This window comes from Pseudomonas sp. ASL4, from assembly GCF_056680395.1.
This window is the reverse complement of record NZ_CM155280.1, coordinates 1,154,213-1,180,600: the sequence shown is the minus strand read 5'-3', so window position 1 is coordinate 1,180,600 and position 26,388 is coordinate 1,154,213. Positions and strand designations below refer to the sequence as shown.

At 60.4% G+C, this 26,388-nt stretch carries 29 protein-coding genes; 16 read left to right on the top strand and 13 right to left on the bottom strand.

Going from position 1 to position 26,388, the window contains the following annotated elements:
• The first annotated feature begins 14 nt into the window (after window positions 1-14).
• The 4 genes from AC1MEW_RS05230 to AC1MEW_RS05215 are packed head-to-tail and all read left to right on the top strand — an operon-like array spanning window position 15 to window position 2,590.
• A complete protein-coding gene (locus AC1MEW_RS05230) occupies window positions 15-449 on the top strand; it encodes a DUF4426 domain-containing protein (RefSeq protein WP_201190055.1) in 435 nt (144 codons plus the stop codon).
• Window positions 446-1,042 (top strand): RdgB/HAM1 family non-canonical purine NTP pyrophosphatase, encoded by a 597-nt coding sequence (gene rdgB / locus AC1MEW_RS05225; protein ID WP_322269883.1) that lies wholly within the window; start codon window positions 446-448, stop codon window positions 1,040-1,042. Before AC1MEW_RS05230 ends, rdgB begins: the two co-directional genes overlap by 4 nt.
• Window positions 1,039-2,244, top strand: a complete 1,206-nt coding sequence (hemW, locus tag AC1MEW_RS05220; protein ID WP_242486407.1) for a radical SAM family heme chaperone HemW — start codon at window positions 1,039-1,041, stop codon at window positions 2,242-2,244. The genes rdgB and hemW overlap by 4 nt, the downstream gene beginning before the upstream one ends.
• A gap of 22 nt (window positions 2,245-2,266) precedes the next feature.
• The gene (locus AC1MEW_RS05215) at window positions 2,267-2,590 is read left to right on the top strand and encodes a DUF3392 domain-containing protein (RefSeq protein ID WP_201190067.1); all 324 of its coding nucleotides are present in this window, start codon (window positions 2,267-2,269) and stop codon (window positions 2,588-2,590) included.
• Between the two features lie 131 nt (window positions 2,591-2,721).
• On the opposite strand, the gene trmB is transcribed toward AC1MEW_RS05215, so the two are convergent.
• The 4 genes from trmB to AC1MEW_RS05195 all read right to left on the bottom strand — a co-directional run bounded on the left by trmB (window position 2,722) and on the right by AC1MEW_RS05195 (window position 5,054).
• Window positions 2,722-3,447 (bottom strand): tRNA (guanosine(46)-N7)-methyltransferase TrmB, encoded by a 726-nt coding sequence (gene trmB, locus AC1MEW_RS05210; RefSeq protein ID WP_201257179.1) that lies wholly within the window; start codon window positions 3,445-3,447, stop codon window positions 2,722-2,724.
• A 9-nt stretch (window positions 3,448-3,456) separates the two neighbouring features.
• The gene (locus AC1MEW_RS05205; protein WP_008068101.1) at window positions 3,457-4,251 is read right to left on the bottom strand and encodes a thiazole synthase; all 795 of its coding nucleotides are present in this window, start codon (window positions 4,249-4,251) and stop codon (window positions 3,457-3,459) included.
• A gap of 60 nt (window positions 4,252-4,311) precedes the next feature.
• Complete coding sequence (gene thiS / locus AC1MEW_RS05200; protein WP_201198308.1) at window positions 4,312-4,512, bottom strand: sulfur carrier protein ThiS; 201 nt, start codon at window positions 4,510-4,512, stop codon at window positions 4,312-4,314.
• Window positions 4,513-4,682: 170 nt separating this feature from the next.
• The gene (locus AC1MEW_RS05195) at window positions 4,683-5,054 is read right to left on the bottom strand and encodes a DUF423 domain-containing protein (protein ID WP_480425590.1); all 372 of its coding nucleotides are present in this window, start codon (window positions 5,052-5,054) and stop codon (window positions 4,683-4,685) included.
• A gap of 74 nt (window positions 5,055-5,128) precedes the next feature.
• On the opposite strand from AC1MEW_RS05195, the gene mtgA reads away from it, so the two are divergent.
• Window positions 5,129-5,851, top strand: coding sequence for a monofunctional biosynthetic peptidoglycan transglycosylase (gene mtgA / locus AC1MEW_RS05190; protein WP_201257180.1), 723 nt, complete (start codon window positions 5,129-5,131; stop codon window positions 5,849-5,851).
• 192 nt (window positions 5,852-6,043) lie between these two features.
• Here mtgA and rpoH read toward each other — a convergent pair whose 3' ends face one another.
• The 4 genes from rpoH to ftsY all read right to left on the bottom strand — a co-directional run bounded on the left by rpoH (window position 6,044) and on the right by ftsY (window position 10,213).
• Window positions 6,044-6,898, bottom strand: coding sequence for an RNA polymerase sigma factor RpoH (rpoH, locus tag AC1MEW_RS05185; protein WP_003176698.1), 855 nt, complete (start codon window positions 6,896-6,898; stop codon window positions 6,044-6,046).
• A 113-nt stretch (window positions 6,899-7,011) separates the two neighbouring features.
• Complete coding sequence (gene ftsX, locus AC1MEW_RS05180; RefSeq protein ID WP_201198572.1) at window positions 7,012-8,034, bottom strand: permease-like cell division protein FtsX; 1,023 nt, start codon at window positions 8,032-8,034, stop codon at window positions 7,012-7,014.
• Window positions 8,031-8,702 carry a cell division ATP-binding protein FtsE gene (ftsE, locus tag AC1MEW_RS05175; RefSeq protein WP_201190075.1) on the bottom strand — a complete coding sequence of 224 codons (672 nt, stop codon included), beginning with the start codon at window positions 8,700-8,702 and terminating at the stop codon, window positions 8,031-8,033. Before ftsE ends, ftsX begins: the two co-directional genes overlap by 4 nt.
• On the bottom strand, window positions 8,699-10,213 hold the full coding sequence (gene ftsY, locus AC1MEW_RS05170; protein WP_201257181.1) for a signal recognition particle-docking protein FtsY: 1,515 nt from the start codon (window positions 10,211-10,213) through the stop codon (window positions 8,699-8,701). Before ftsY ends, ftsE begins: the two co-directional genes overlap by 4 nt.
• Window positions 10,214-10,557: 344 nt before the next feature.
• On the opposite strand from ftsY, the gene AC1MEW_RS05165 reads away from it, so the two are divergent.
• The 5 genes from AC1MEW_RS05165 to AC1MEW_RS05145 are packed head-to-tail and all read left to right on the top strand — an operon-like array spanning window position 10,558 to window position 15,912.
• Window positions 10,558-11,913 carry a M16 family metallopeptidase gene (locus tag AC1MEW_RS05165; RefSeq protein ID WP_201198576.1) on the top strand — a complete coding sequence of 452 codons (1,356 nt, stop codon included), beginning with the start codon at window positions 10,558-10,560 and terminating at the stop codon, window positions 11,911-11,913.
• The gene (locus AC1MEW_RS05160) at window positions 11,906-13,396 is read left to right on the top strand and encodes a M16 family metallopeptidase (protein WP_201198578.1); all 1,491 of its coding nucleotides are present in this window, start codon (window positions 11,906-11,908) and stop codon (window positions 13,394-13,396) included. The genes AC1MEW_RS05165 and AC1MEW_RS05160 overlap by 8 nt, the downstream gene beginning before the upstream one ends.
• Complete coding sequence (gene rsmD / locus AC1MEW_RS05155) at window positions 13,396-14,013, top strand: 16S rRNA (guanine(966)-N(2))-methyltransferase RsmD (protein WP_201198580.1); 618 nt, start codon at window positions 13,396-13,398, stop codon at window positions 14,011-14,013. Before AC1MEW_RS05160 ends, rsmD begins: the two co-directional genes overlap by 1 nt.
• 56 nt (window positions 14,014-14,069) lie before the next feature.
• Complete coding sequence (locus AC1MEW_RS05150; RefSeq protein WP_201198582.1) at window positions 14,070-15,068, top strand: hydrolase; 999 nt, start codon at window positions 14,070-14,072, stop codon at window positions 15,066-15,068.
• A 4-nt stretch (window positions 15,069-15,072) separates the two neighbouring features.
• Entirely contained in the window at window positions 15,073-15,912 is an 840-nt protein-coding gene (locus AC1MEW_RS05145) for an AraC family transcriptional regulator (RefSeq protein WP_201257182.1), read from the top strand.
• 121 nt (window positions 15,913-16,033) lie between these two features.
• On the opposite strand, the gene AC1MEW_RS05140 is transcribed toward AC1MEW_RS05145, so the two are convergent.
• Together AC1MEW_RS05140 and AC1MEW_RS05135 are read right to left on the bottom strand one after the other, a co-directional pair.
• Window positions 16,034-16,888 (bottom strand): sulfurtransferase, encoded by an 855-nt coding sequence (locus tag AC1MEW_RS05140; RefSeq protein ID WP_201198586.1) that lies wholly within the window; start codon window positions 16,886-16,888, stop codon window positions 16,034-16,036.
• A 15-nt stretch (window positions 16,889-16,903) separates the two neighbouring features.
• Complete coding sequence (locus AC1MEW_RS05135) at window positions 16,904-17,593, bottom strand: TetR/AcrR family transcriptional regulator (protein ID WP_201198588.1); 690 nt, start codon at window positions 17,591-17,593, stop codon at window positions 16,904-16,906.
• A 146-nt stretch (window positions 17,594-17,739) separates the two neighbouring features.
• Here AC1MEW_RS05135 and AC1MEW_RS05130 point away from each other — a divergent pair, with 146 nt between their 5' ends.
• The 5 genes from AC1MEW_RS05130 (at window position 17,740) to AC1MEW_RS05110 (ending at window position 22,466) form a co-directional block, all read left to right on the top strand.
• Entirely contained in the window at window positions 17,740-19,170 is a 1,431-nt protein-coding gene (locus tag AC1MEW_RS05130) for a coniferyl aldehyde dehydrogenase (protein ID WP_201198589.1), read from the top strand.
• Window positions 19,171-19,198: 28 nt separating this feature from the next.
• Window positions 19,199-19,744 carry a twin-arginine translocation pathway signal protein gene (locus AC1MEW_RS05125; protein WP_201198590.1) on the top strand — a complete coding sequence of 182 codons (546 nt, stop codon included), beginning with the start codon at window positions 19,199-19,201 and terminating at the stop codon, window positions 19,742-19,744.
• A 156-nt stretch (window positions 19,745-19,900) separates the two neighbouring features.
• On the top strand, window positions 19,901-21,496 hold the full coding sequence (locus AC1MEW_RS05120; RefSeq protein WP_201198591.1) for a GMC family oxidoreductase: 1,596 nt from the start codon (window positions 19,901-19,903) through the stop codon (window positions 21,494-21,496).
• 115 nt (window positions 21,497-21,611) lie between these two features.
• A complete protein-coding gene (gene coaD, locus AC1MEW_RS05115; RefSeq protein ID WP_201198592.1) occupies window positions 21,612-22,091 on the top strand; it encodes a pantetheine-phosphate adenylyltransferase in 480 nt (159 codons plus the stop codon).
• A 123-nt stretch (window positions 22,092-22,214) separates the two neighbouring features.
• The gene (locus AC1MEW_RS05110; protein WP_010466792.1) at window positions 22,215-22,466 is read left to right on the top strand and encodes a YfhL family 4Fe-4S dicluster ferredoxin; all 252 of its coding nucleotides are present in this window, start codon (window positions 22,215-22,217) and stop codon (window positions 22,464-22,466) included.
• A 163-nt stretch (window positions 22,467-22,629) separates the two neighbouring features.
• Here AC1MEW_RS05110 and AC1MEW_RS05105 read toward each other — a convergent pair whose 3' ends face one another.
• Genes AC1MEW_RS05105 through AC1MEW_RS05095 form a run of 3 tightly spaced genes read right to left on the bottom strand, consistent with a single transcriptional unit; the run spans window position 22,630 to window position 24,685 of the window.
• Window positions 22,630-22,959 (bottom strand): multidrug transporter, encoded by a 330-nt coding sequence (locus AC1MEW_RS05105; RefSeq protein ID WP_201198593.1) that lies wholly within the window; start codon window positions 22,957-22,959, stop codon window positions 22,630-22,632.
• A 54-nt stretch (window positions 22,960-23,013) separates the two neighbouring features.
• Window positions 23,014-23,826, bottom strand: coding sequence for a bifunctional DNA-formamidopyrimidine glycosylase/DNA-(apurinic or apyrimidinic site) lyase (gene mutM / locus AC1MEW_RS05100; protein WP_201198594.1), 813 nt, complete (start codon window positions 23,824-23,826; stop codon window positions 23,014-23,016).
• Window positions 23,827-23,869: 43 nt separating this feature from the next.
• Window positions 23,870-24,685 (bottom strand): HDOD domain-containing protein, encoded by an 816-nt coding sequence (locus tag AC1MEW_RS05095; RefSeq protein ID WP_201257187.1) that lies wholly within the window; start codon window positions 24,683-24,685, stop codon window positions 23,870-23,872.
• A 357-nt stretch (window positions 24,686-25,042) separates the two neighbouring features.
• On the opposite strand from AC1MEW_RS05095, the gene AC1MEW_RS05090 reads away from it, so the two are divergent.
• Window positions 25,043-26,239 carry a class I SAM-dependent rRNA methyltransferase gene (locus AC1MEW_RS05090; protein ID WP_201198596.1) on the top strand — a complete coding sequence of 399 codons (1,197 nt, stop codon included), beginning with the start codon at window positions 25,043-25,045 and terminating at the stop codon, window positions 26,237-26,239.
• Window positions 26,240-26,388 lie beyond the last annotated feature (149 nt).

Here is a 26,388-nt window from a genome sequence, read left to right as displayed (position 1 = left end):
CAAGGAGAACGATCATGGGTCGTCTAGCACTGTTTCTACTTACTGCCTGCCTGAGCGTCACTGCCATGGCCGCCGACGTCATCAAAGGCGAGCGTCAGGAAACCTTTGGCGACGTGACGGTGCACTACAACACCTTCAACTCCACCTACCTGACGCCGGACATTGCCAAAGCGGCGGAACTGATCCGCAGCAAGAGTCAGGGCGTGATCAACGTTTCGGTAATCAAGGACGGCAAACCACTGATCTCTCAGGTCAGCGGCACGGTCAAAGACCTGACCAGCCAGAGCGTCCCGTTGAGTTTCAAACAGGTGACTGAGCAAGGTGCGGTTTACTACATTGCGCAGTACCCGGTGCCTCAGCAGGAAATCCGCACGTTCGAGATCAAGGTCCAGAACGGCGACAAAATCAACACCATCAATTTCAACCAAGAGCTTTTCCCCGGCGAATGATGAACTTCACGCAACTCGTACTGGCCAGCCATAACGCCGGCAAACTCAAGGAACTCCAGGCCATGCTCGGCGAATCGGTGCAATTGCACTCGATCGGCGAGTTCAGCAGCGTCGAGCCGGAAGAAACCGGCCTGTCGTTCGTCGAGAACGCCATCCTCAAGGCCCGCAATGCCGCGCGCATCTCCGGCTTGCCGGCGCTGGCCGATGATTCGGGGCTGGCGGTGGATTTCCTTGGCGGTGCGCCGGGGATCTACTCCGCGCGTTACGCTGACGGTCAGGGCGATGCGGCGAATAACGCCAAGCTGCTCGACGTACTCAAAGACGTGCCTGAAGCCGAACGCGGCGCGCAGTTCGTTTGCGTCCTGGCGCTGGTGCGGCATGCCGACGATCCGTTGCCGATCCTTTGCGAAGGCTTGTGGCACGGGCGCATTCTGCCGACGGCCAGCGGCCAGCACGGTTTTGGCTATGACCCGCTGTTCTGGGTGCCGGAGCGCAACTGCTCCAGCGCCGAGCTGAGCCCAAGCGACAAGAACCTGATCAGCCACCGCGCCCGTGCAATGGATCTGCTGCGCCAGCGTCTGGGCCTGAAATGACCCACGACTCATCCGCGTCGCCGCTGATCTTCGGCGGCGCCGCCCAATCGCCTCGGGCCGCGCTGCCAACGTTGCCGCCCCTGGCGCTGTACATCCACATCCCGTGGTGTGTGCGCAAATGCCCTTATTGCGACTTCAACTCCCACACCGCCAGCCCGGTGTTGCCGGAAGAAGAGTACGTCGACGCGTTGCTGGCCGACCTTGATCAGGATCTACACGCGGTTTACGGCCGTGAGCTGAGCTCGATCTTCTTTGGTGGCGGCACTCCGAGCCTGTTCAGCGCCGAGGCCTTGGGCCGTTTGCTCAAAGGCGTGGAGCAGCGGATTCCGTTTGCCAGCGACATCGAAATCACCCTGGAAGCCAACCCGGGGACGTTCGAGCAGGAGAAGTTCGTCGCCTACCGGGCACTGGGCATCAATCGCCTGTCGATCGGCATCCAGAGCTTCCAGGAAGAGAAACTCAAAGCGCTGGGGCGGATTCACAACGGTGACGAAGCGGTGCGAGCCGCCGGCATGGCCCGTCAGGCCGGGTTCGACAACTTCAATCTGGACCTGATGCACGGTTTGCCCGATCAGTCGCTGGACGACGCCTTGAGCGACCTGCGCCAGGCCATCGCGCTGAAGCCGACCCACTTGTCCTGGTATCAGCTAACGCTGGAGCCGAACACGGTGTTCTGGAACCAGCCGCCGACGCTGCCGGAAGACGACACGTTGTGGGACATTCAGGAAGCCGGGCAGGCGCTGTTGGCCGAGCACGGTTACGCGCAATACGAAGTCTCGGCCTATGCCCAGCCCGGTCGCCCGGCGCGGCATAACCTCAATTACTGGAGTTTCGGCGACTTCATCGGCATCGGCGCTGGCGCCCACGGCAAGCTCAGCCACCCGGACGGGCGCATCGTCCGGACCTGGAAGACCCGTCTGCCGAAGGACTACCTCAACCCGGCCAAAAGCTTCAAGGCCGGCGAGAAAGCCCTGACCAACGACGAGCTGCCATTCGAGTTCCTGATGAACGCCTTGCGCCTGACCGAGGGAGTGGAATCGCGACTGTATCCGGAACGTACCGGGCTGCCGCTGGAAAGCCTCGCCGAAGGTCGCCGTGAAGCCGAACAAAGCGGCTTGTTGCAGGTCGAACCGTCACGTCTGGCGGCCACCGAGCGCGGACAACTGTTTCTCAATGACTTGCTGCAGACATTTCTGAGCTGATTTCAGCCTTAAGGGAAAACCAATGGATTTGATCCTCGACCTGCTCGCCACCGTGTCCCGCTGGAGCCGTAGCAACCTGTCGGAAATCTCTCTGGCACTGGTGGGTTGCCTGCTGGTGCTGTTCGGCGCGGACATCAAAGGCTGGGTCGAACAACGCCTGGGCGGCCTCGCCGGCGCCTTGCGCGTCCCGATGATGGCCCTGCTGTGCATGGTCGGCAGTGGGCTTGCGCTGATCTACGCCACGCCATGGATCATCAAAGGCCTGAGCCAGTTCAACAACTACAGCCTCGCACCGGTGTTGTTGGTGGTGCTGGTGTTGATTGGCGTAGTAGCCGACCGCCGCTGATTTCAGCTGCAACCGAAAACAACTGTGGGAGCGAGCTTGCTCGCGAAGGCGGTGTATCAGTCGACATTAAAGTTGAATGACACACCGCTTTCGCGAGCAAGCCCGCTCCCACATTGGGTATTGCGTAGGGCTTAGGACTGCTTTTCGAACTTCAGGTCCCACACGCCATGCCCAAGACGTTCGCCGCGGCGTTCGAACTTGGTGATCGGGCGCTCGGTCGGGCGCGGGACGCATTTGCCGTCTTCGGCAAGGTTGCGGTAACCCGGTGCGACGTTCATCACTTCCAGCATGTACTCGGCGTACGGTTCCCAGTCGGTGGCCATGTGCAGAATGCCGCCGACTTTCAACTTGCTGCGCACCAGTTCAGCGAACGACGCCTGAACGATACGGCGCTTGTGGTGACGGCTCTTGTGCCATGGGTCCGGGAAAAACAGCATCAGGCGATCGAGGCTGTTATCGGCCACGCAATTGTTGAGCACTTCGATCGCGTCGCAATCGTAGACCCGCAGGTTGGTCAGGCCCTGAGTCAGCACGCCATTAAGCAGCGCGCCAACACCCGGGCGGTGAACTTCCACACCGATGAAATCCTGCTCCGGCGAAGCGGCAGCCATTTCCAACAGCGAATGACCCATGCCGAAACCGATTTCCAGGGAACGCGGCGCCGAACGGCCAAACACTTGGTCGAAGTCTACCGGCGCATCGGCCAGCGGCAGGACGAACAGCGGGGTGCCCTGCTCCAGGCCTTTTTGCTGGCCTTCGGTCATGCGCCCGGCGCGCATCACGAAACTCTTGATGCGGCGGTGTTGGCGTTCTTCGCCTTCTTCCGGCTGGATAGGCGTGTCGTTTGATTCAGTCATCAATGGCTCTTACTTGATCAGACCATCCAGCGGCGAGGAGGCGCTGGCATAGAGTTTTTTCGGCATGCGGCCGGCGAGGTAGGCCAAGCGGCCTGCAACGATGGCGTGTTTCATGGCTTCAGCCATCATGATCGGCTGCTGGGCGTGAGCAATGGCCGAATTCATCAGCACCGCTTCGCAACCCAGTTCCATCGCGATGGTGGCGTCGGAAGCGGTACCGACACCGGCATCCACCAGCACCGGGATCTTGGCTTCTTCGAGGATGATCTGCAGGTTATACGGGTTGCAGATCCCCAGGCCAGTACCGATCAGACCGGCCAGCGGCATGACCGCGATAACGCCGATTTCCGCCAGTTGACGGGCAATGATCGGGTCATCGCTGGTGTAAACCATCACGTCGAAACCTTCCTTGACCAGCACTTCGGCGGCCTTGAGGGTTTCGATCACGTTAGGGAACAGGGTTTTCTGGTCCGCCAGCACTTCCAGCTTCACCAGGTTATGGCCGCCGAGCAGCTCACGGGCCAGGCGACAGGTGCGCACAGCCTCGGTAGCGTCGAAGCAACCGGCGGTGTTCGGCAGGAAGGTGTAGCGATCCGGCGACAGGACTTCAAGCAGGTTCGGTTCGCCCGGGTTCTGGCCCAGGTTGGTGCGGCGCACGGCGAAGGTGACGATCTCGGCACCCGAGGCTTCGATGGCCAGGCGGGTTTCTTCCATGTCACGGTACTTGCCGGTACCTACCAGCAAACGCGACTGGTAAGTACGACCGGCCAGGACGAAGGGCTTGTCGCTACGAACGATGCTCATGGGAAATCCTCTGTAGGGGTGAGGTTCTTGCAGAATTCTGTGCCCTTATGGGCCGGGCGACTAGCCGCCGCCGATGGCGTGCACGACTTCGACGTTGTCGCCATCGCTCAGCGTGGTGTCGGCATGCTGGCTGCGCGGGACGATATCCAGATTGAGTTCGACCGCCACCCGGCGTCCGGTCAGATCCAGACGGGTCAGCAGGGCCGCAACGGTTTCACCGTCGGGCAGTTCAAGGGATTCGCCGTTCAACTGAATGCGCATGCCGGATGCCGCCATCATTTTTAGGGGCAGGCATTCTAGCCCGATCGGTCAGGCTGACCCAAGCCATTCGTCTTGAAACACAATCCCGTAGGAGCTGCCGCAGGCTGCGATCTTTTGATCTTGCTCTTTTGAAGATCAAAAGAGCGCAGCCTGCGGCAGCTCCTACAAGGTCAAGTCAAGCGCCAGGCGGCAAGCCCCAGGCAGAACCAGCCCACCAGGAATGCCAGGCCGCCGAAGGGCGTGATGATCCCCAGCTTGCTGACGCCGGTGATGGTCAGCAGGTACAGGCTGCCGGAGAACAGCAAGATACCGATGGTAAACGATGCGCCCGCCCAAGTGATCAAACGACCGGGAATCTGCGTGGCTAGCAGGGCAACACCTAGCAATGCCAGGGTGTGTACCAGTTGATAGGTGACCCCAGTGTGGAAAATCGCCAGGTACTCGGGTGTCAGGCGGTTTTTCAAGCCATGGGCGGCAAACGCGCCAAGGGCAACGCCGGTGAAACCGAAGAAAGCGGCCAGCATCAGAAAGCCACGCAGCATGAAGAACTCCAGTCAGTCTCGATCAACAGGGTCTGTATAATGGCCCGCTCAACGGGTTCGGCCAAGCCATCTCTATGCTGCGTTTAATTTTCCGTCGTTTCACGAAGGCCCTGCTCTGGTTCGCTGGCGGCAGCATATTGCTGGTGCTGATTTTTCGCGTGGTGCCGCCACCGGGCACGGCGTTGATGGTCGAGCGCAAGGTCGAATCCTGGTTCGACGGCGAGCCCATTGACGTGCAGCGCACCTGGCAACCCTGGGATCAGATCTCCGACGACCTGAAAGTTGCGGTGATTGCCGGCGAGGACCAGAAATTCCCGGAGCATTGGGGTTTTGACTTTGGGGCGATTCAGGCAGCGCTGGCCCATAACGAACTCGGCGGCTCGATTCGGGGCGCCAGCACCTTGAGCCAGCAAGTCTCGAAAAACCTCTTTCTTTGGTCCGGTCGCAGTTGGCTGCGCAAAGGGCTGGAAGCGTGGTTTACCGGGTTGATCGAAGTGTTCTGGCCCAAGCAGCGGATTCTTGAGGTGTATCTCAACAGCGTCGAGTGGGATGACGGAGTGTTTGGCGCCGAAGCGGCGGCCCGGCATCACTTTGGCGTGAGCGCTAAAAATTTGAGTCGTCAGCAGGCGAGCTTGTTGGCCGCGGTGCTGCCGAACCCGCGGGTGTGGAGCGCTAGCCATCCGACCAACTACGTCGCACGCCGGGCCGGCTGGATTCGGCAGCAGATGAGCCAACTAGGCGGCGATAGCTACCTGCTCGGCCTTAACGATTCGCGGCGGGCGCCTTGGGCTCAATAACACCCAAGATCTCCTGTGGGAGCGAGCTTGCTCGCGATAGCGGTTAGTCATTCAACATTTATAGAGACTGACTTGACGCGATCGCGAGCAAGCTCGCTCCCACAGGGGCCAGGGTGAGGCTGGAATATCGGATACAAACAAAAACGCCCCGATCATCTCTGATCGGGGCGTTTTTTATTGCCGGTGCGCGGGCTAGGCGGCGATCGACAACTTGAGCTTGTTCATCGCGCTCTTTTCAAGCTGACGAATACGCTCGGCCGACACGTTGTACTTTTGCGCCAGGTCGTGCAGCGTGGCTTTTTCTTCTGCCAGCCAGCGCTGGTAGAGAATGTCACGGCTGCGGTCGTCCAGCACTTCCAGCGCTTCGTGCAGGTTGTGGTTGGAGTTGTCGCTCCAGTCGGCATCTTCCAGTTGACGGGCCGGGTCGTACCGGTGGTCTTCCAGATAGTTGGCCGGCGATTGGAAAGCGCTGTCGTCGTCCGCTTCGGCGGCCGGGTCGAAGGCCATGTCATGGCCCGTCAGGCGACTTTCCATCTCGCGCACTTCCCGCGGCTCTACGCCGAGGCTTTCCGCCACACGGTGGACTTCCTCGTTGTTCAGCCACGCCAGACGTTTCTTCTGGCTGCGCAGGTTGAAGAACAGTTTGCGCTGGGCCTTGGTGGTCGCGACTTTCACAATGCGCCAGTTGCGCAGGATGAACTCGTGAATTTCCGCCTTGATCCAGTGCACAGCGAACGAAACCAGACGCACACCCATTTCCGGGTTGAAGCGTTTTACAGCCTTCATCAGGCCGACGTTGCCTTCCTGGATCAGGTCAGCCTGGGCCAGGCCGTAGCCGGAATAGCTACGGGCAATGTGTACAACAAAACGCAGGTGGGCGAGCACCATCTGCCGAGCCGCCCCCAAATCCTGCTCATAATAGAGACTCTCGGCCAGTTCACGCTCCTGCTCCGGCGTCAGCAATGGAATGCTGTTCACGGTGTGCACATAGGCCTCCAGGTTTGCGCCTGGGACCAGAGCATAAGCAGGTTGCAAAGAAGTGGTCATACGAAAAAACCTCCGACTTACATAACTCGTGCAGTTCAGCACTGCGAAAATTGACCGGAAACCGTTGGACAAGTTCCCATAAAAACCGAAAGGTCAATACGCGCAAAAAGATACTACTTCGGCGCCAACTCCCTGAGATGGCGTGCGACTGCAATCCATGCACCGATATAACCCAACAGCACCGCGCCAAGCAAGAGCGACAGACCATCGGCAACTGGCACTCCGGCCAGCGCAAAATTACTGCCGTACAAGCCGGCCAAACCAACCACTGCGTCGTTCAGCCAGTTCAGGCCAAACGCCAAGACACCCCAGGAAAGAACCCCCGCACCGAAGCCATAAAGCGCGCCCATGTACAGAAAGGGCCTGCGCACATAGCTGTCCGTGCCGCCGACGAGTTTAATCACTTCTATCTCTGTGCGGCGGTTTTCAATATGAAGACGAATGGTATTGCCTATCACCAAAAGTAATGCAGAAACCAAAAGCACGGTCAGACCGAAGACAAACCGGTCACCCAGCTTGAGGATGGCGGCCAGACGCTCGACCCAGACTAGATCAAGTTGCGCTTGTTGTACCTTCGGCAATTCGGAAAGTTTTTGTCGTAATGCTTCAAGAGTCGGCTTGTCGACCTCTTTCGGCGTCACCAGGACCACGCCTGGCAGCGGGTTTTCCGGCAACTCCTTGAGCGCCTCACCCAGGCCCGACTGTTGCTGGAACTCTTCCAGCGCCTGATCGCGACCGACATATTCAGCATCTGCTACGCCGGGCATGCCTTTGATCTGTTCGCGCAACGACTCGCCCTGTTCCGGGCTGGCGCTGAGTTCCAGATACAAGGAAATCTGCGCCGCACGTTGCCAGGAACCACCGAGTCGCTCGACGTTATTCAGCAAAAGTGACAGGCCCATCGGCAAACTCAGGGCCACTGCCATCACCATGCAGGTGAAAAAGCTGCCGATCGGCTGTTTGCCCAACCGACGCAGACTGTCCACCAGGCTGGCGCGATGGCTTTCGATCCAGGCACGCAACAGCGTGGCGAAATCCGGGCCGTCGTCATCATCGCGTTTTTTCTTTTTCGGTTGCTGATCGGCAGCCTTGGGGGCTACGCGCTCGGAAACCTTGGGGCTGCGTGTCGCACTCATACGCCGGCCTCCCCGTCACCGATCAATCGACCGCGCTGCAAGGTCAGCATGCGATGGCGCATACGGGCGATCAGTGCCAGGTCGTGACTGGCGATGAGTACGCTGGTGCCCAAGCGGTTGATGTCTTCGAACACGCCCATGATCTCGGCCGCCAGACGCGGATCGAGGTTACCGGTCGGTTCGTCCGCCAGCAGCAAGGCCGGACGGTGAACGATGGCGCGGGCGATGCCGACGCGCTGCTGTTGACCGGTGGACAGGTCGCCGGGGTACAGATCGGTCTTGTCCGAGAGCGCCACGCGCTCCAGGGCCGAGTCGACACGTTTGGCGATCTCGGGCTTGGACAGGCCGAGGATCTGCAACGGCAGCGCGATGTTGTTAAACACCGTGCGATCGAACAGCAGTTGGTGGTTCTGGAACACCACGCCGATCTGCCGCCGCAGGTACGGAATCTGTGCGTTGCTGATGGTGCCCAGGTCCTGTCCGGCCAACAGCAATTTGCCGGTGGTCGGACGCTCCATGGCCAGCAACAGCCGCAGCAAGGTGCTTTTACCGGCGCCGGAATGGCCGGTGACAAACAAGAATTCGCCCCGACGGACTCGAAAGCTCAGCTCATGCAAGCCGACGTGACCATTCGGGTAGCGTTTACCGACCTGTTCGAAACGAATCATGAACGCTCCCGCTCGGCAAACAATGCCTGGACAAAGGGTTCTGCTTCAAAAGTACGCAAGTCGTCGATGCCTTCACCGACGCCGATGTAGCGAATCGGCAAGCCAAACTGCTTGGCCAGGGCGAAAATCACCCCGCCCTTGGCCGTGCCATCGAGCTTGGTCAGCGCCAGGCCCGTCAACTGCACGGTCTGGTTGAACTGCTTGGCCTGGTTGATGGCGTTCTGGCCAGTACCGGCGTCGAGCACCAACAGCACTTCGTGCGGCGCGTCGGCGTCAAGTTTGCCGATCACCCGACGAACCTTCTTCAGTTCTTCCATCAGGTTGTCTTTGGTGTGCAGGCGACCGGCGGTGTCGGCAATCAGCACGTCGATGCCCCGGGCCTTGGCGGCCTGCACAGCGTCGAAGATCACTGAAGCCGAATCGGCGCCGGTGTGCTGGGCGATCACCGGGATCTTGTTGCGCTCACCCCAGACCTGCAATTGCTCCACCGCAGCGGCGCGGAAGGTGTCACCGGCGGCGAGCATGACTTTCTTGCCCTCCAGCTGGAGCTTCTTCGCCAGTTTGCCGATGGTGGTGGTTTTGCCGGCGCCGTTGACGCCAACCACCAGAATCACGAACGGTTTGTTCTGCGAGGTGATTTTCAGCGGCTGCTCGACAGGCTTGAGCATCGCTGCCAGTTCCGCTTGCAGGGATTTGTACAGCGCATCGGCATCGGCCAGCTCTTTGCGCGCGACTTTCTGGGTCAGGCGCTGAATGATCACCGACGTCGCTTCGACGCCTACGTCAGCGGTCAGCAGACGGGTTTCGATGTCTTCGAGCAGCTCGTCATCGATGATCTTCTTGCCCAGGAACAGGCTGGCCATGCCTTCGCCGATGCTGGCGCTGGTCTTGGACAGGCCTTGCTTGAGGCGAGCGAAGAAACCGGCTTTGGTTTCTTCGGTGCGCGGCGGCTCGGCCGGGGTTTCGACGATGGCCACAGGCGCAGCAACAACCGGCGCGATGACCGGTGCAGGTGCAGGTGCAGGCGTTTGAACAATCGGGGCAACTGGCGCCACGAAAGCAGGTACTACAGGCTCTGGGATAACCGGCGCAGGCTCGGCGACAACCACTGGCGCGACAACTGGCTCAACCGCTGGCACATGAATCGGCGCAGGGGTAAACGCAATCGGGGCTGGAATCGGCGGAGTGACGTGCGGCACCTGCTCGTCTTCGACCAACGCCACCGGCTCTTCCGCTACCGGCAAGGTCAGCCAGGGCGCAGCGGCCGGCGTCACTGGCGACTCGGCCACGACTTCGACTTGAGGCTCAGGCTCAGGCTCAGCCACCGGTTGCAGCACCGGCTCGGCAATCGCCAGGACAATCGGCGCCGGCTCTTCTTCTATTACCGGCTCGGGCAGTGGCTGTGGCTGTTCGACGACGGTTTCCTGCGGCTTTTTGCGCAGCCATCCGAACAGGCTTTTCTTCTCGCCAGCCGCAGCTGGGGTCTTCTTGTCGTCGTTGGAACCAAACATGGAGGACGGCTATCTCACGGTAGCGACGCGCCAAAGGGCGCCCCGGCAAATAAATATTCAATGCAGAACAGACTGCGATTCATCCAGCTTGTTCACGCGCAACTATTTGTCGAGGCACCAACGGCACCTCAAAGGTCGACTAATACGAAGGACTGGACCGGCATCGTCGGCGAAAACGCAGAGTTTAGCTGACAAACTGAAAGCTTCTGCCGAGAACCCATACAACCTGCAGGCCGATTAATGGCCTGATAGGCGTGGCCGCCAGTAAAACGGATCAGTATCCTAGCACCTCCTCGCCCGCCTAGGCTAAGACCAAGCGGGCAGCTCAACAGGTTTAAAAACGTATGAATGCTCTAGCCCGCCGCGCCGCAGGCCTGCTGCTCAGCACAGTTTGTCTGCCCCTCTCGGCCCTGGCTGCCGATCCACAACCCACCCACGAATTCACCCTCGACAACGGCTTGAAGGTCGTCGTGCGCGAAGACCATCGTGCGCCGGTGGTGGTTTCCCAGATCTGGTACAAGGTCGGCTCAAGCTATGAGACGCCGGGGCAAACCGGTTTGTCCCACGCCTTGGAACACATGATGTTCAAGGGCAGCGAGAAGGTTGGCCCCGGCGAAGCGTCGCTGATCCTGCGTGACCTCGGCGCCGAAGAGAACGCTTTCACCAGCGACGACTTCACGGCGTACTACCAAGTGCTGGCCCGTGATCGCCTGGGCGTGGCCTTCGAGCTCGAAGCGGACCGCATGGCCAACCTGAAATTGCCGGCCGACGAGTTCAGCCGCGAGATCGAGGTTATTAAAGAAGAGCGTCGCCTGCGCACTGACGACAAGCCGATGTCCAAGGCTTACGAACGTTTCAAGGCCATGGCCTACCCGGCCAGCGGTTATCACACGCCGACCATCGGCTGGATGGCTGACCTCGACCGCATGAAGGTCGAAGAACTGCGCCACTGGTACAAGTCCTGGTACGTGCCGAACAACGCCACTTTGGTGGTGGTCGGCGACGTAACCCCGGATGAAGTCAAAGCCCTGGCCCAGCGTTACTTCGGCCCGATTGCCAAGCGCGACGTACCACCGGCGAAAATCCCGCTGGAACTGGCCGAGCCCGGCGAACGGCAGATCACCCTGCACGTGCAAACCCAACTGCCGGCCCTGATGCTGGCCTTCAACGTGCCGAGCATCGCCACCGCCGAAGACAAGCGCTCGGTAAATGCCTTGCGCCTGATCTCGGCCCTGCTCGACGGCGGCTACAGCGGACGTATCCCGACACAACTGGAGCGCGGCGAAGAGCTGGTGTCCGGCGGTTCGTCGAGCTACGACGCCTACACCCGTGGCGACAGCTTGTTCACTCTGTCGGCGACCCCGAACACCCAGAAAAACAAAACCATGGCCCAGGCTGAGGCCGGTCTATGGAAGCTGCTCGAACAGCTGAAAACCACCGCACCATCGGCGCAGGAACTGGAGCGCGTGCGGGCTCAGGTCATTGCCGGCCTGGTCTACGAGCGCGACTCGATCACCAGCCAGGCCACCTCGATCGGCCAACTGGAAACCGTCGGTCTGTCGTGGAAGCTGATGGACACCGAACTCGCCGATCTGGAAAGCGTCACCCCCGAAGACATCCAGAAAGCCGCCAAGCTGTATTTCACCCGCGAACGTCTCAGCGTCGCCCATGTACTTCCACTGGAGACGACTCATGAGTGAGCATAAAAAATCGCGCCTGCCACTGATTGGCCTGATCGCTGTCGCCCTGATCGGCTCGGCCGCGTTCTATTTTTCCAAAACCGATGAGTCCAAGGCCAGCGAAGCCCTCGATAAAGCCAAGACCAGCCAGAAGCTGCAGTCTTTGGCCGAACTCGACGGCAAAGCCCCGAGCCATCGCAACATGAACGTGCAATCCTGGACCACCGCCGAAGGCGCCAAGGTGTTGTTCGTCGAAGCCCGGGAGCTGCCGATGTTCGACATGCGCCTGATCTTCGCCGCCGGCAGCAGCCAGGACGGCAATGCGCCCGGCCTGGCCCTGCTGACTAACGCCATGCTCAACGAAGGCGTTGCCGGCAAAGATGTCGGCGCTATCGCCCAGGGCTTCGAAGGCTTGGGCGCAGACTTTGGCAACGGTGCTTATAAAGACATGGCGATTGCTTCGCTGCGCAGTTTGAGCGCTGTGGACAAACGCGAGCCGGCATTGAAGTTGTTCTCCGAAGTCATCGGTAAACCGACCTTCCCTGCCGACTCGTTCGCGCGGATCAAAAACCAGATGCTCGCCGGCTTCGAATACCAGAAGCAGAACCCCGGCAAACTGGCTGGCCTGGAGCTGATGAAACGTCTCTACGGCGATCATCCTTACGCTACCTCCAGCGACGGCACAGCGAAATCTGTTCCGGCGATCACCCTGGCGCAGTTGCGGGCCTTCCATGAGAAAGCCTACGCCGCGGGTAACGTAGTAATTGCGATGGTCGGTGACCTGTCCCGCGCCGAGGCTGAAGCGATTGCCGCGCAAGTCTCCAGCGCCCTGCCAAAAGGCCCGGCCCTGGCGAAGATTGCGCAGCCGACCGAACCGAAGGCCAGCATCAACCACATCGAGTTCCCTTCCAAGCAAACCAACCTGATGCTCGCGCAACTGGGTATCGACCGTGATGACCCGGACTACGCAGCACTGTCCATGGGCAACCAGATCCTTGGCGGCGGCGGTTTCGGCACCCGATTGATGAGCGAAGTGCGCGAGAAGCGTGGTCTGTCTTACGGCGTGTATTCGGGCTTCACCCCGATGCAGGCTCGCGGGCCGTTCATGATCAATCTGCAAACCCGCGCCGAAATGAGCGAAGGCACCCTGAAACTGGTGCAGGATGTCCTCGCCGACTACCTTAAAACCGGCCCGACCCAGAAAGAACTCGACGACGCCAAGCGTGAACTGGCCGGCAGCTTCCCGCTGTCCACCGCCAGCAACGCCGATATCGTCGGCCAACTCGGCGCCATGGGTTTCTACAACTTGCCGCTTAGCTATCTGGAAGACTTCATGCAGCAGTCCCAGAGCCTGACTGTCGAGCAGGTTAAAACCGCACTGAACAAACACTTGAGCACGGACAAAATGGTCATCGTCACCGCTGGCCCGACCGTGCCGCAAAAGCCGTTACCGGCCCCATCTGATAAACCCACCGAGCAGCCGCTCGGGGTTCCGGAGCATTAATGGCCAGTCCATCGCGTCCTAAAAAACCTGTTCACAACGTCCATAACGGCGTAAATCAACTGCGCATCATCGGCGGTGAATGGGGCAGCCGAAAGCTGAGCTTCCCCGATGCGCCGGGCCTGCGCCCGACGCCGGACCGGGTGCGTGAAACCCTGTTCAACTGGCTCGCACCGTATGTCGCCGGGGCCAAGGTGCTGGATCCGTTTGCCGGCAGCGGCGCACTGTTCCTCGAAGCGCTGTCCCGTGGCGCGGCCATGGGCCAGGCGCTGGACGCCAGCAACATCGCGGTCTCCAGCATCAAGGAACACTTGGGCACGCTGCGCTGCACCACCGGCCAGGTCCAGACCGCCGACGCCTTGCGCTACCTGGAAACCCAGACAGCAACCGCCTACGACGTGGTGTTCCTCGACCCGCCGTTCAACCAGAACCTGTTACCCGGTGTTTGCGCACTACTCGAAGAGCGTCAATGGCTGGCCGACGAGGCCTGGGTCTACACCGAAAGCGAAAATGCGCCGTCGTCGCTGGGTTTGCCGGGCAACTGGCGCCTGCACCGCGAGCAGAAATCCGGGCGGGTTTACTACGCGTTGTGGCAGCGTACAGCAGAGATTGCTGGTTAATCGACTAGCCTGAAACAAGGTGCGCACCGGTTGCGCACCGCTGCATCGAGAATAATGTGTCCCATCCGCCAGAACGCTTCACCCCGGCCTTCGGCTTTGGCAACCCGCACTTGCAAACCTTGTGGGGGCCGCTGTGGCGAAAAACCACCCATATTGATCGCGAGCGCGAACGGCTTTGGCTCGAAGACGGCGACTTCCTCGACCTCGACTGGCACGGCCCGCACACCGCCAACGCACCGCTGGTGCTGGTGTTGCACGGGCTGACCGGTTCGTCGAACTCGCCTTACGTGGCTGGCCTGCAAAAAGTGCTGGGCGATCAGGGTTGGGCCAGTGTTGCGCTGAACTGGCGCGGTTGCTCGGGCGAGCCAAATCTGTTGCCGCGAAGCTACCATTCCGGCGCCAGTGAAGACCTGGCCGAAACCATCAAGCACCTGAAAGCCAAACGACCGCTCGCGCCGCTGTATGCCGTCGGCTATTCCCTGGGCGGCAATGTGTTGCTCAAGCACCTGGGCGAGACCGGCAGCGACAGCGGCGTACTCGGCGCTGTGGCGGTGTCAGTGCCGTTTCGCCTTGATCAGTGCGCCGACCGCATTGGGCAGGGTTTTTCCAAGGTCTATCAAGCGCATTTCATGCGCGAGATGGTGGCCTACATCAAGAACAAGCAACGCCAGTTCCAGCATGACGGACGCCACGATGGCTTGGCCGAATTGGCCGCGCTAGGCTCGCTGGAAAACATGCGCACGTTCTGGGATTTCGATGGCCGGGTCACCGCGCCGCTGAATGGTTTCGCGGACGCCGAGGATTACTATCGCCGCGCCTCTAGTCGCTATTTCCTCGGTGAAATCCGCACACCAACCCTGATCATCCAGGCTGCTGACGACCCGTTCGTGTTTCCTCACAGCCTGCCCGAAGCCAGTGAGTTGTCTGCCTGCACCCAATTCGAGTTGCAAGCCAAGGGTGGGCATGTCGGCTTCGTCGACGGTACGTTCAGGCAACCGGGTTACTACCTTGAGCGGCGCATTCCCCAATGGCTGACCGCTGCGGGTCGCGAATAACGCCATGGATAACGATCAGGGCGAGTCGATTCGGTTCTGGCAAACGGCACCGCTGGCCGGGGTCGAACTGTTATCCGCGCGCTACATCGAACACCGCTTCGCACCCCATGTGCATGACGGCTATGTCATCGGCATGATCATGGCTGGCGCCCAGCGCTATCGTTATCGCGGCGCCGAGCATCTGGCGGGCAGTGGCACTCTCGTTTTGATCAACCCGGATGAATTGCACACCGGCCATAAAGGCGCCGAGGACGGTTGGTTGTACCGAGCGTTTTATCCCGACAGTGGGCAGATTCTCTCGCTGCTGGCCGAGCTGGAATTGCCAACCAGTGAATTGCCGGCATTCGGCGCCACGCTGTATCGCGATCCGGATCTGGTGAAGGGTTTCTGCCAGTTGCATCGTCTGCTGGAGAGCCCGTCCACAGCATTGCAACAGCAGACGGTCTGGCGGGAAATGATGCTGTCGCTGCTGCAACGCCATGCCGCCGTGTCGATTGCCGGCAAACCTGGCAAGGAACACCGGGCGGTGACGCAGGCCAAAGACTTGCTGCATTCGCAATTGGCAGCGCCGCCGTCACTGGAAGAACTGGCCACAGCAGTGAACCTGTCGCCCTTCCACTTTGCCCGAGTGTTCCGCCGCGCCACCGGCATGCCGCCGCACACCTGGCTGATGCAGCAACGTATTGCTCGAGCGCGGGCCTTGTTACAGGACGGCTGCCTGCCGCTGGAAGTCGCGACGCGATTGGGGTTTGCCGACCAGAGTCATCTGAGCCGGCAGTTCAAGCAGGTTTACGGGGTTGGGCCGGGGGCGTATCGCAGTGCCCGAAAACCGCTCAGGGGTTGAGCCTGGCGCAGAACCAAATGTGGGAGCGGGCTTGCTCGCGAAAGCGGTCTGTCATTCGACATTTCTATCGACTGACATGGCCTCTTCGCGAGCAAGCCCGCTCCCACATTTGGATCTGTGTTTATTCGCCGGTCGCAACGCCCCGCGCCGGTTCATTGATCCACTCACTCCACGACCCGGCATACAACGACGCCAACGGATAACCCGCCAGGCACAACGCAAACAGGTTGTGGCAGGCCGTCACGCCGGAACCGCAATACGCCACCAATTCCGTCGGCGAGCGATCACCGAGTTTCGCGGCAAAGCGCTGCTTGAGCTGATCGGCCGGCAGGAAACGCCCGTCGCTGCCCAGATTGTCAGTGAACGCCGCGCATTGCGCGCCGGGGATGTGCCCGGCAATCGGGTCGATCGGCTCCACTTCGCCTTTGAAGCGCGGCAAGCCGCGGGCGTCGAGCAGGGTCAGCGCAGGATGGCCGAGACGTTGCTGAAGTTGATCGGCACTAAGCAACAATGAAGCATCCGGCGTACCGCTGAAGGTTCCACGCAAAACCGAAGGCGCATCGAGACTCAATGGCAGACCGGCCGCGTGCCAGGCTTTGAGCCCGCCATCGAGGATGAACACGCCGTCACGCTTGCCCAGCCAGGCCAGTAACCACCAGGCCCGAGCCGCGTAGGCACCGGGACCGTCGTCGTACAGAACCACTTCGCTGTCAGGGCTGATGCCCCAGGCTTGCAGGCGTTCGATCAAATCTTCGGGTTCAGGCAGCGGATGGCGCCCGGTGACGCCTTTGATGACCGTCCCGCTGAGATCACGCTCCAGATCGGCAAAGCTCGACCCGGCGATATGCCCTTCGGCATAACTGCGCTGACCGTAGTCAGGGTCTTCGAGGGCAAAACGACAATCCAGAATCACCAGCCCCGGCTGCTCCTTCTTCAGGTCCAACGCTTGCGGGCTGATCAGTTGCGCAATGGGCATAACGGGCTCCTGTGATTAACTCGGTATTTGATCCTGCGGCCCTTCTTCCAGGGCTTGGGCCAGCGGCACGTAAAACTCTTCGAACAGGGCATTCACCTCTTCGCGAGACTGATCGGTGACAAACCCGGCTTCCAGCACCAACACCTGATACACCCCACGCTTGATCGCTTGCTCGCTCAAGTGGTTGGAGTTTTCCCGCGTGGTGCACAAAAAACGCACCCAGGACGTAAGAATGATCCAGGCATTGATGGTCAGGGATTCGATCTGCACCCGGTCCATGTTCAGGATGCCAGCCTCGACGAACCCTTTGTAAATGGCCGTGCCCTGAATCACGCAGCGCTGGGAAAAGCGCCGGTAACGGGCGGCCAGGTCCGGATCGCTTTCGAGCAGGTGTTCGAGGTCACGGTGCAAAAACCGGTAGCGCCACATCGCCGCCAGCAGCTCCTTGAGGTAGTAACGCTTGTCCTCAACCGTAGCGGCGCGGCCTTGGGGCGGGCGCAGGAAGCTGTCCACAAGGCTTTCGTACTCACTGAACAACACGGCGATGATCGCCTGCTTGTTGGGGAAGTGGTAGTACAGGTTGCCCGGGGAAATTTCCATATGGGCAGCAATGTGGTTGGTGCTGATGCTGCGCTCGCCCTGCTGATTGAACAGCTCCAGGCTGTTCTGCACGATGCGCTCGCTGGTTTTGATCCGTGGGGCCATGGCTTGAGCTTTAATTCAGAGTGCGGTGACGGGCATCTTACGACCTATCCGGGAGTGGATAAAACAAAGCTGCGCCAGGATGTCATTTGACTTTCTAGAGCATAGACTCTAAAAAGTTCCTCATTACAATAAATCCGGAGCCGACCATGAGTGCCGACATCGCCTACCTGCAGAACCTACAGCAGCCTTTGGACGAACTCCAAACACTGTTTGATGCGCAACGGGCCGCTTACGCCGCCAACCCGATGCCGCCCGCCGCCCAACGCCAGCAATGGCTCAAGGCTTTGCGGGATCTGCTGAGCGATGAACGTCAGGCCTTGATCGACGCCATCAGCCAGGATTTCAGCCACCGCAGCGCCGATGAAACCCTGCTCGCCGAGCTGATGCCGAGCCTGCACGGCATTCATTACGCCAGCCAACACCTCAAGGGCTGGATGAAACCGTCGCGGCGCAAGGTCGGCATCGCTTTTCAACCCGCTTCAGCCAAAGTCGTTTATCAGCCGCTCGGCGTTGTCGGTGTGATCGTGCCGTGGAACTACCCGCTGTATCTGGCCATCGGCCCTCTGGTGGGTGCGTTGTCGGCGGGTAATCGGGTGATGCTCAAACTCAGCGAGTCCACGCCGGCTACGGGTTTACTGCTCAAGGAGTTGCTCGGCCGGGTGTTTCCACAAGACCTGGTCTGCGTGGTGCTGGGCGAGGCTGATATCGGTGTCGCGTTCTCCCGACTGCGTTTTGATCACTTGCTGTTTACCGGCGCCACCAGCATCGGCAAACACGTCATGCGCGCAGCGGCCGAGAACCTGACCCCGGTGACACTCGAACTGGGTGGCAAGTCCCCGGCCATCGTCTCTCGCGACGTGCCACTCAAGGACGCTGCCGAACGCATCGCTTTCGGTAAAACCCTCAACGCAGGGCAAACCTGCGTGGCGCCGGACTACGTGCTGGTGCCCGAGGATCGTGTCGGATCTTTCGTCGAAGCCTATCGCCAAGCGGTTCGCGGGTTTTATCCGACCCTGGTCGACAACCCGGATTACACCGCCATCATCAATGACCGACAGCTGGCGCGGCTTAACGGCTACCTCAGCGACGCCACCAGCAAGGGCGCGCTGTTGATTCCGCTGTTCGACCAGGGCCAGGGCCGACGCATGGGCCACAGCCTGTTACTCAATGTCAGCGACGACATGACGGTAATGCAGGACGAAATCTTCGGCCCGGTGCTGCCTATCGTGCCGTACACCGACCTGAATCAGGCATTTGCCTACATCAATCAACGGCCTCGTCCGCTGGCGCTGTACTACTTCGGCTACGACAAGCGCGAGCAGAATCGCGTGCTTCACGAAACCCATTCCGGCGGCGTGTGCCTGAACGACACGCTGCTGCACGTCGCCCAGGACGATATGCCGTTCGGTGGCATCGGCGCCTCGGGCATGGGCCATTACCACGGTCACGAAGGTTTCCTGACCTTCAGCAAGGCCAAGGGTGTGCTGATCAAACAGCGGTTCAACGCGGCGAAGTTGATTTATCCGCCGTATGGCAAAGCTATTCAGAAACTGATTCAGAAGCTGTTTATCCGCTAATAACCCTCACCGCCGGGTAATAACAATAATGAGCCCAAGCCTGTCCGATACACCCGCGCTGTCACGGCGCGGCCTGCTGAAATTCAGCCTGGGCGCCAGCGCCTTTCTCGCCACCGCCGGGCTGGGGGCCAGCCTCAGTGGTTGCTCGTCGAGCATTCCGGCCAGCGGTTTTGCGATTTTGCGCAGCGGCGACCTGTTGTTTTTGCGAGCGCTGATCCCGGTGATGCTCGACGGCGCAGTGGCCTCAGTGAACATGCCGACGGCGGTCGACGGCACCCTGAAAAACCTGGATAGCGGCCTCAATCACCTGTCACCGGAAATGCTCAAACTGACTCAACAGCTGTTCGATGTGCTCGGGATGGCCGTGACTCGTGGACCGCTGACCGGGATCTGGGGCAGTTGGGAAAACGCCAGTGGCGATGAGATCCGGCATTTCCTTGATCGTTGGCAGAACAGTTCGTTGAGCCTGTTGCGCATGGGGCATAGCTCGTTGCTACAACTGGTGATGATGGCGTGGTACAGCCGGAAGGAGTCCTGGGCGCATTGCGGGTATCCGGGGCCACCGACCGTTTGAGACCGAGGCGACCCCTTCGCGGGCAAGCCTCGCTCCCACAGGGTTTGTGGCGGAGCGCCCATTTGTAAACGACTCAAACCCTGTGGGAGCGTGGCTTGCCCGCGAAGGCGCCAGCCGCCTCACGACTGAATCCAAAATAAAAAGAGAATTCTGAACATGCCCGTACCCGATCCGTTCCGCGAAGGCCTGGCCCGTGGCTGGAAAACCTACAACGGCGCGCAATTGACCCAGGACCTGACCCTGGAAGCCGACGTGGCAATCATCGGCAGCGGTGCCGGTGGCGGCACCACCGCCGAAATCCTCAGCGCCGCTGGCTACAAGGTGTTGCTGATCGAAGAAGGCCCGCTCAAGACCAGCAGCGACTTCAAGATGCTCGAAGACCAGGCCTACGCCAGCCTCTATCAGGAAGGCATCGGTCGCATGAGCAAGGATGGCGCGATCACCATCTTGCAAGGCCGGGCGGTGGGCGGCACCACGCTGATCAACTGGACCTCAAGCTTCCGCACGCCGGACCCGACCCTCGAACATTGGGCCAAGGAGCACAACGTCAAAGGCCACAGCCCGACCGAGATGGCGCCGTGGTTCGAAAAAATGGAACAACGCCTGGGCGTCGCGCCGTGGATGATTCCGCCCAACGCCAACAACGACGTGATCCGCAAAGGCTGCGAGCAACTCGGCTATAGCTGGCACGTGATCCCGCGCAATGTGCGCGGCTGCTGGAACCTCGGCTACTGCGGCATGGGCTGCCCGACCAACGCCAAGCAATCAATGATGGTGACGACCATTCCGGCGACCCTGGAAAAGGGCGGCGAACTGCTCTACCTGGCCCGTGCCGAGAAGCTGTCGATCAAGGATGGCAAGGTCACCGGCCTCAATTGCGTGGCCATGGACGATCGCTGCGTCGCACCGACCGGACGCACCATCACGGTCAAGGCCCGGCACTACGTGCTGGCCGGCGGCGGGATCAACAGCCCGGCGTTGCTGCTGCGTTCCGACGCACCCGACCCGCACAAACGGCTGGGCACCCGGACGTTCCTGCATTTGGTCAACATGTCCGCCGGGCTGTTCGACGAGGTGATCAACCCGTTCTACGGTGCGCCGCAGTCGATCTATTCCGACCATTTCCAATGGCAGGACGGCACCACCGGCAAAATGTCCTACAAGCTCGAAGTACCGCCGCTGCAACCGGCCTTGGCCGCGACTCTGCTGGGCGGCTTTGGCAAAGAAAACTCACAACACATGGAAAACCTGCCCCACACCCACGCCATGCTGGCGTTGCTGCGCGACGGCTTCCACCCAGACAGTCCCGGGGGCAGCGTCGAGTTGCGCGGCGATGGCACGCCGGTCCTCGACTACCAGGTTTCACCCTACGCCTGGGACGGCTTGCGCCGTGCGTTCCATAGCATGGCCGAGATCCAGTTCGCCGGTGGAGCCAAAGCGGTGATGCCGATGCACGCCGATGCGCGCTACGTGAAAACCCTCGCCGAGGCCCGATCCTTGATCGATGGCCTGAGCCTTGAGCTGTACCGCACACGCCTGGGCAGTGCTCACGTGATGGGCGGTTGTGCGATGGGCGAAGACCCGAAAAACGCGGTGACCGACAGCCTTGGCCGCCATCATCAGATCAGCAATCTGTCTATCCACGACGGATCGCTATTCCCCACCAGCATTGGCGCAAACCCACAATTGTCGGTCTACGGGCTGACGGCGCAACTGGCGACTTCCCTGGCCGAACGCCTGAAAAACCCATGAAAAACCGGAATTCTCCTATCGTCTATAGTGCTTTCTTACCCAACAGGCGACTTTCCCGACCGGGAAGGCTGCGATACCATCCGACTCCCCAACGGACTCCCGCCAGGACGACGCGATGAACCGAGTGTTGTACCCAGGTACCTTCGACCCTATTACCAAGGGCCATGGCGATCTGGTCGAACGCGCCTCGCGCCTGTTCGATCATGTGATCATCGCTGTCGCCGCCAGCCCGAAGAAAAACCCGTTGTTTCCCCTGGAACAGCGTGTGGAGCTGGCCCGCGAGGTCACTAAACATCTGCCCAACGTTGAAGTCGTCGGCTTCTCGACGCTGCTGGCGCACTTCGCCAAAGAGAAGAACGCCAACGTGTTCCTGCGCGGTTTGCGCGCAGTGTCGGACTTCGAATACGAATTCCAGCTGGCCAACATGAACCGCCAACTGGCGCCGGATGTGGAAAGCCTGTTTCTTACGCCTTCCGAGCGTTATTCGTACATTTCCTCGACGCTGGTTCGTGAAATCGCTGCCTTGGGCGGCGATATCACCAAGTTTGTCCACCCAGCGGTGGCGGACGCCCTCACCGAACGCTTCAAGAAGTAGGAGCTGCCGAAGGCTGCGATCTTTTGCCCTTGATCGCGCCCGCGTGCACTGCGGGCGCCAATGCGGCACAATTGCGCGCATTGGTTTATTGCGCCCGGGCCTGCCGCCCTGGCTGGAGTTAGCATGTCCCTGATCATCACCGACGATTGCATCAATTGCGACGTTTGCGAACCTGAGTGCCCGAACGCCGCCATCTCCCAAGGCGAAGAGATCTACGTGATCGACCCTAACCTGTGCACGCAGTGTGTCGGCCACTACGACGAGCCTCAGTGCCAACAAGTCTGCCCGGTAGATTGCATTCCGCTGGATGAAGCGCATCCAGAGACTGAAGAGCAGTTGATGGCGAAATACCGGATCATTACCGGTAAGGCGTGAGCCAGATGTTTCTGTGGCGTCTTTGCGGTCCTCTTCGCGAGCTAGCCCGCTCCCACATGGGATCTGCTGTGCTCAGACCCACTGATTAACAACACAGATCAACTGTGGGAGCGGGCTTGCTCGCGAAGGCGTCATCAGCCATACCGAAGATGTCACCGAGACTTCACTCGCGCTCCTCAAACCCATCCCCGGTACACCCCAGGCACCGCACAAACGCGGCTTTCGCCGGATCAACCACCAGCGCCTGCCCCGCATCGCCAACACCGCCACCCAACGCGGTAAACGGCAACGACACCACAAACACACCCGCACCGATCACTGTCGCCACCACCAATAAAGGTCGGGCAATCAGCAAGTCGCCGATCATGGCGTAGGCCGGTGGGTTCTGGATGGCGTAACGCGGGTCGCCGCTGCCGCCGCTGCTCTCAGCCGCCAGCGCCGGCAGACCGGCACTCAGCAGCAAAACAACGACAAAGGTTCGAAACGAATTCATGGCACGGTCCTTCGGCTAGGCAGTGAGAACACTGACTATAGACCGTAGGACGTATCAGCTCTGACAGCGTGGGCAAAAGACACTGGCGCGCTGCCCGAGGCGCACGTCCCGCAGCTCTGTGCCGCAGACTTTGCAGGGCTCACTGCCACGACCGTAGACGAACAGTTCCTGCTGGAAGTAGCCCGGCTGGCCGTCGCCGCCGATAAAATCGCGCAACGTAGTGCCGCCCCGCTCGATGGCATGGGCGAGGATGCGTTTGATCTCGATTGCCAGTTTCAGGTATCGCGCCCGGGAAATGCTCTTCGCTTCACGGCGCGGGTCGATGCCGGCAGCGAACAACGCTTCTGTCGCATAGATATTGCCGACACCCACCACCACCGCGTTGTCCATGATGAACGGCTTGACCGCCATGGAGCGCCCGCGAGACTTCTGGAACAAGCGCTCGCCATCGAACAGGTCGGTCAACGGCTCCGGCCCCAGGCGAATCAGCAATTCGTGATTGAGCGGGTCCAGGCTCCAGAGCATCGCGCCAAACCGGCGTGGGTCGGTGTAACGCAGGGCCAGGCCAGACTCGAGTTCAATATCCACATGCTCATGCTTGGCCGCCGGGGTGCCGACCTCGACCAGGCGCAAATTCCCTGACATCCCCAAATGGCTGATCAAGGTGCCGACCTCGGCATTGATCAACAGGTACTTGGCGCGTCGTTCCACCAGCACAATGCGCTGGCCGGACAGCCGCACATCCAGGTCTTCGGGAATTGGCCAGCGCAGACGCCGGTCGCGCACGATCACCCGGCTGACGCGCTGGCCTTCCAGGTGCGGGGCGATGCCCCGGCGGGTGGTTTCGACTTCTGGCAGTTCAGGCATGGTGCTCTCGAATCAGACGCTTTGATCAGGAAAAACCGGCCCCTCAGTGATGAGTGCCGAGGTCACGGATCGTTTGCTTGAGGGTTTCGAAATCGTAATCCGAGAGACCGACATAATCGAGCACCAAAGGCCCGACGCTGTTCCACTCGTGGTCCTCGGACTGGTTACCCAGCACCCGATAGGACGCGCAAATGTGTTCGGCCATTTTCAGGATCGACAGCAGGTTTTTCAGCTGGCTGTTGCGCGAGGATTCATCACTGAAGATCGCCAGCGCATTGTGGTGATTGGCGATGGCGGCGGTGATGTGTTCCGGCAAGCGCCAGGACTTGGCGGTGTAATAACCGACCACGGCGTGGTTGGTGTTGAACACCCGGTTCTCGGTGTCCACTACCCGGCATTCGGCACTCGCGTTGGCGTAGGCCTCTTCCAGGGTTTTCATGTAGTCGGGGAAACGCTTGAGCATCAACGGCACGCCGCAGTCATGGAACAAGCCCAGCGCATAAGCCTCGTCGCCGGCCTGGGAGCCGATGCGCTTGGCCAGCGTCAGGCATGTCATCGCCACATCCTGAGCGGTGTCCCAGAACCGGTTCAGGGTCACGATGGTGTCGTCGTTCATCTCACCCTTGATCGACTGCGCGTTGATCAGGTTGATGATCGAACGGCTGCCCAGCAAATTCACTGCACGCTGGATCGAAGCGATCTTGTTACTCAAGCCGTAGTAAGGCGAGTTGACGATTTTCAGCAGTGCCCCGGAGAGGCCTGGGTCCTGGGCAATCAGTTTCGCGATCACTTCCAGGTCCGGATCGGGCATGTACTGTTCCATCTGCAGATCCACCATGATCTGCGGCTGGGCCGGCACGCTGATGCCTTGCAGGGACTGTTGAATCTGTTCGGAACTCAGCTCTTGGGACATAAGTACACACTCTGGGACAGGCGGGGATTCTAACCTTTAAAAAGTTGGATCCGACACATTGGCCGGCAGATCGCCGAAAATTTCATCTATTGCCCAGTCATTCCCGGGCTGATGTGCAAGCGTCTGTGGCGAGGGAGATTGCTCCCGCTGGACGGCGACGCCGGCCCAAAATCAACGACTGCTCTGCAGCCGAACGGGGGCAAGCCCCCTCACCACAGGAAGCTCCCGCGCCACAGGTCTATCTGCCAAGCCGGGGCCTTGCACAACACGCTATACTCCCGCTCTTTTTTCCGGAGCGACGTCATGTCCCTGCCTAGCCTGCGCCTCAAAGCCAACGCCGACCGTCGCCTGCGAAACGGCCACTTGTGGGTCTATAGCAACGAAATCGATGTAGCGGCGACCCCTTTGCACGGTTTCAAGGCCGGTGACCAGGCGATCCTCGAAGCCGCCGGCGGCAAGCCGCTGGGCATCGTCGCCATGAGCCCGAACAACCTGATCTGCGCACGCCTGCTGTCGCGCGACATCAAGTTGCCATTGGACAAATCGCTGCTGGTGCATCGCCTGAACGTCGCCCTGTCCCTGCGCGATCGCCTGTTCGACAAGCCGTTCTATCGCCTGGTCTACGGTGATTCGGACCTGTTGCCAGGCCTGGTCGTCGACCGTTTCGGCGACATCCTGGTGGTCCAGATCGCTTCGGCGACCATGGAAGCTCATAAAGAAGACGTGATCGCAGCGCTGACCCAAGTGCTCAAGCCGAGCGGCATTCTGTTCAAGAACGACTCCGCGGCCCGTGACGCCGAAGGCCTCAACCGCTACGTCGAAACCGTATTCGGCCTGGTGCCGGAATGGGTTGCGCTGGAAGAGAATGGCGTGAAGTTCGAGGCGCCTGTCATTCAAGGCCAGAAAACCGGCTGGTTCTACGACCACCGCATGAACCGCGCACGCCTGGCGCCGTATGCCAAAGGTAAGCGCGTGCTCGACCTGTACAGCTACATCGGCGGCTGGGGCGTGCAAGCCGCCGCGTTCGGCGCCAGTGAAGTGTTCTGCGTCGACTCCTCAGCCTTCGCCCTCGACGGCGTCGAGCGCAACGCCGCGCTGAACGGCGTCGCCGAGAAAATGACCTGCGTCGAAGGCGATGTGTTTGAAGCCCTGAAAGAGCTCAAAGCCAGCGAAGAACGATTCGACGTGATCGTCGCCGACCCGCCGGCCTTCATCAAACGCAAGAAAGACATGAAGAACGGTGAAGGCGCCTACCGTCGCCTGAACGAGCAAGCCATGCGCCTGCTCAGCAAGGACGGCATCCTGATCAGCGCTTCGTGCTCGATGCACCTGCCGGAAGACGATCTGCAGAACATCCTGCTGACCAGCGCCCGTCACCTGGACCGCAACATCCAAATGCTGGAACGTGGCGGTCAGGGCCCGGATCACCCGGTTCACCCGGCCATCGCCGAAACCCGCTACATCAAGAGCATCACCTGCCGTCTGCTGCCAAACAGCTGATTACGCGGGTTTGACGGGGAGCCAACAGGCTCCCCGCTTGCTTTATCCCCCCTGAAATTTTTCTATTTCTTACACTTGTCGTCCTACTGACGTGCAGGAAGTTTCCCTGCATCTTTTATTCTAAAGAATAAGACTACAAGCCTTTTCAA

What these genes read in the sequence shown, in the direction of transcription:
- AC1MEW_RS05230 (WP_201190055.1), top strand. Translation starts at nt 15, where the DNA reads ATGGGTCGTCTAGCACTGTTTCTACTTACTGCCTGCCTGAGCGTCACT.
- rdgB (WP_322269883.1), top strand. Translation starts at nt 446, where the DNA reads ATGATGAACTTCACGCAACTCGTACTGGCCAGCCATAACGCCGGCAAA.
- hemW (WP_242486407.1), top strand. Translation starts at nt 1,039, where the DNA reads ATGACCCACGACTCATCCGCGTCGCCGCTGATCTTCGGCGGCGCCGCC.
- AC1MEW_RS05215 (WP_201190067.1), top strand. Translation starts at nt 2,267, where the DNA reads ATGGATTTGATCCTCGACCTGCTCGCCACCGTGTCCCGCTGGAGCCGT.
- trmB (WP_201257179.1), bottom strand. Translation starts at nt 3,447, where the DNA reads ATGACTGAATCAAACGACACGCCTATCCAGCCGGAAGAAGGCGAAGAA.
- AC1MEW_RS05205 (WP_008068101.1), bottom strand. Translation starts at nt 4,251, where the DNA reads ATGAGCATCGTTCGTAGCGACAAGCCCTTCGTCCTGGCCGGTCGTACT.
- thiS (WP_201198308.1), bottom strand. Translation starts at nt 4,512, where the DNA reads ATGCGCATTCAGTTGAACGGCGAATCCCTTGAACTGCCCGACGGTGAA.
- AC1MEW_RS05195 (WP_480425590.1), bottom strand. Translation starts at nt 5,054, where the DNA reads ATGCTGCGTGGCTTTCTGATGCTGGCCGCTTTCTTCGGTTTCACCGGC.
- mtgA (WP_201257180.1), top strand. Translation starts at nt 5,129, where the DNA reads ATGCTGCGTTTAATTTTCCGTCGTTTCACGAAGGCCCTGCTCTGGTTC.
- rpoH (WP_003176698.1), bottom strand. Translation starts at nt 6,898, where the DNA reads ATGACCACTTCTTTGCAACCTGCTTATGCTCTGGTCCCAGGCGCAAAC.
- ftsX (WP_201198572.1), bottom strand. Translation starts at nt 8,034, where the DNA reads ATGAGTGCGACACGCAGCCCCAAGGTTTCCGAGCGCGTAGCCCCCAAG.
- ftsE (WP_201190075.1), bottom strand. Translation starts at nt 8,702, where the DNA reads ATGATTCGTTTCGAACAGGTCGGTAAACGCTACCCGAATGGTCACGTC.
- ftsY (WP_201257181.1), bottom strand. Translation starts at nt 10,213, where the DNA reads ATGTTTGGTTCCAACGACGACAAGAAGACCCCAGCTGCGGCTGGCGAG.
- AC1MEW_RS05165 (WP_201198576.1), top strand. Translation starts at nt 10,558, where the DNA reads ATGAATGCTCTAGCCCGCCGCGCCGCAGGCCTGCTGCTCAGCACAGTT.
- AC1MEW_RS05160 (WP_201198578.1), top strand. Translation starts at nt 11,906, where the DNA reads ATGAGTGAGCATAAAAAATCGCGCCTGCCACTGATTGGCCTGATCGCT.
- rsmD (WP_201198580.1), top strand. Translation starts at nt 13,396, where the DNA reads ATGGCCAGTCCATCGCGTCCTAAAAAACCTGTTCACAACGTCCATAAC.
- AC1MEW_RS05145 (WP_201257182.1), top strand. Translation starts at nt 15,073, where the DNA reads ATGGATAACGATCAGGGCGAGTCGATTCGGTTCTGGCAAACGGCACCG.
- AC1MEW_RS05140 (WP_201198586.1), bottom strand. Translation starts at nt 16,888, where the DNA reads ATGCCCATTGCGCAACTGATCAGCCCGCAAGCGTTGGACCTGAAGAAG.
- AC1MEW_RS05135 (WP_201198588.1), bottom strand. Translation starts at nt 17,593, where the DNA reads ATGGCCCCACGGATCAAAACCAGCGAGCGCATCGTGCAGAACAGCCTG.
- AC1MEW_RS05130 (WP_201198589.1), top strand. Translation starts at nt 17,740, where the DNA reads ATGAGTGCCGACATCGCCTACCTGCAGAACCTACAGCAGCCTTTGGAC.
- AC1MEW_RS05125 (WP_201198590.1), top strand. Translation starts at nt 19,199, where the DNA reads ATGAGCCCAAGCCTGTCCGATACACCCGCGCTGTCACGGCGCGGCCTG.
- AC1MEW_RS05120 (WP_201198591.1), top strand. Translation starts at nt 19,901, where the DNA reads ATGCCCGTACCCGATCCGTTCCGCGAAGGCCTGGCCCGTGGCTGGAAA.
- coaD (WP_201198592.1), top strand. Translation starts at nt 21,612, where the DNA reads ATGAACCGAGTGTTGTACCCAGGTACCTTCGACCCTATTACCAAGGGC.
- AC1MEW_RS05110 (WP_010466792.1), top strand. Translation starts at nt 22,215, where the DNA reads ATGTCCCTGATCATCACCGACGATTGCATCAATTGCGACGTTTGCGAA.
- AC1MEW_RS05105 (WP_201198593.1), bottom strand. Translation starts at nt 22,959, where the DNA reads ATGAATTCGTTTCGAACCTTTGTCGTTGTTTTGCTGCTGAGTGCCGGT.
- mutM (WP_201198594.1), bottom strand. Translation starts at nt 23,826, where the DNA reads ATGCCTGAACTGCCAGAAGTCGAAACCACCCGCCGGGGCATCGCCCCG.
- AC1MEW_RS05090 (WP_201198596.1), top strand. Translation starts at nt 25,043, where the DNA reads ATGTCCCTGCCTAGCCTGCGCCTCAAAGCCAACGCCGACCGTCGCCTG.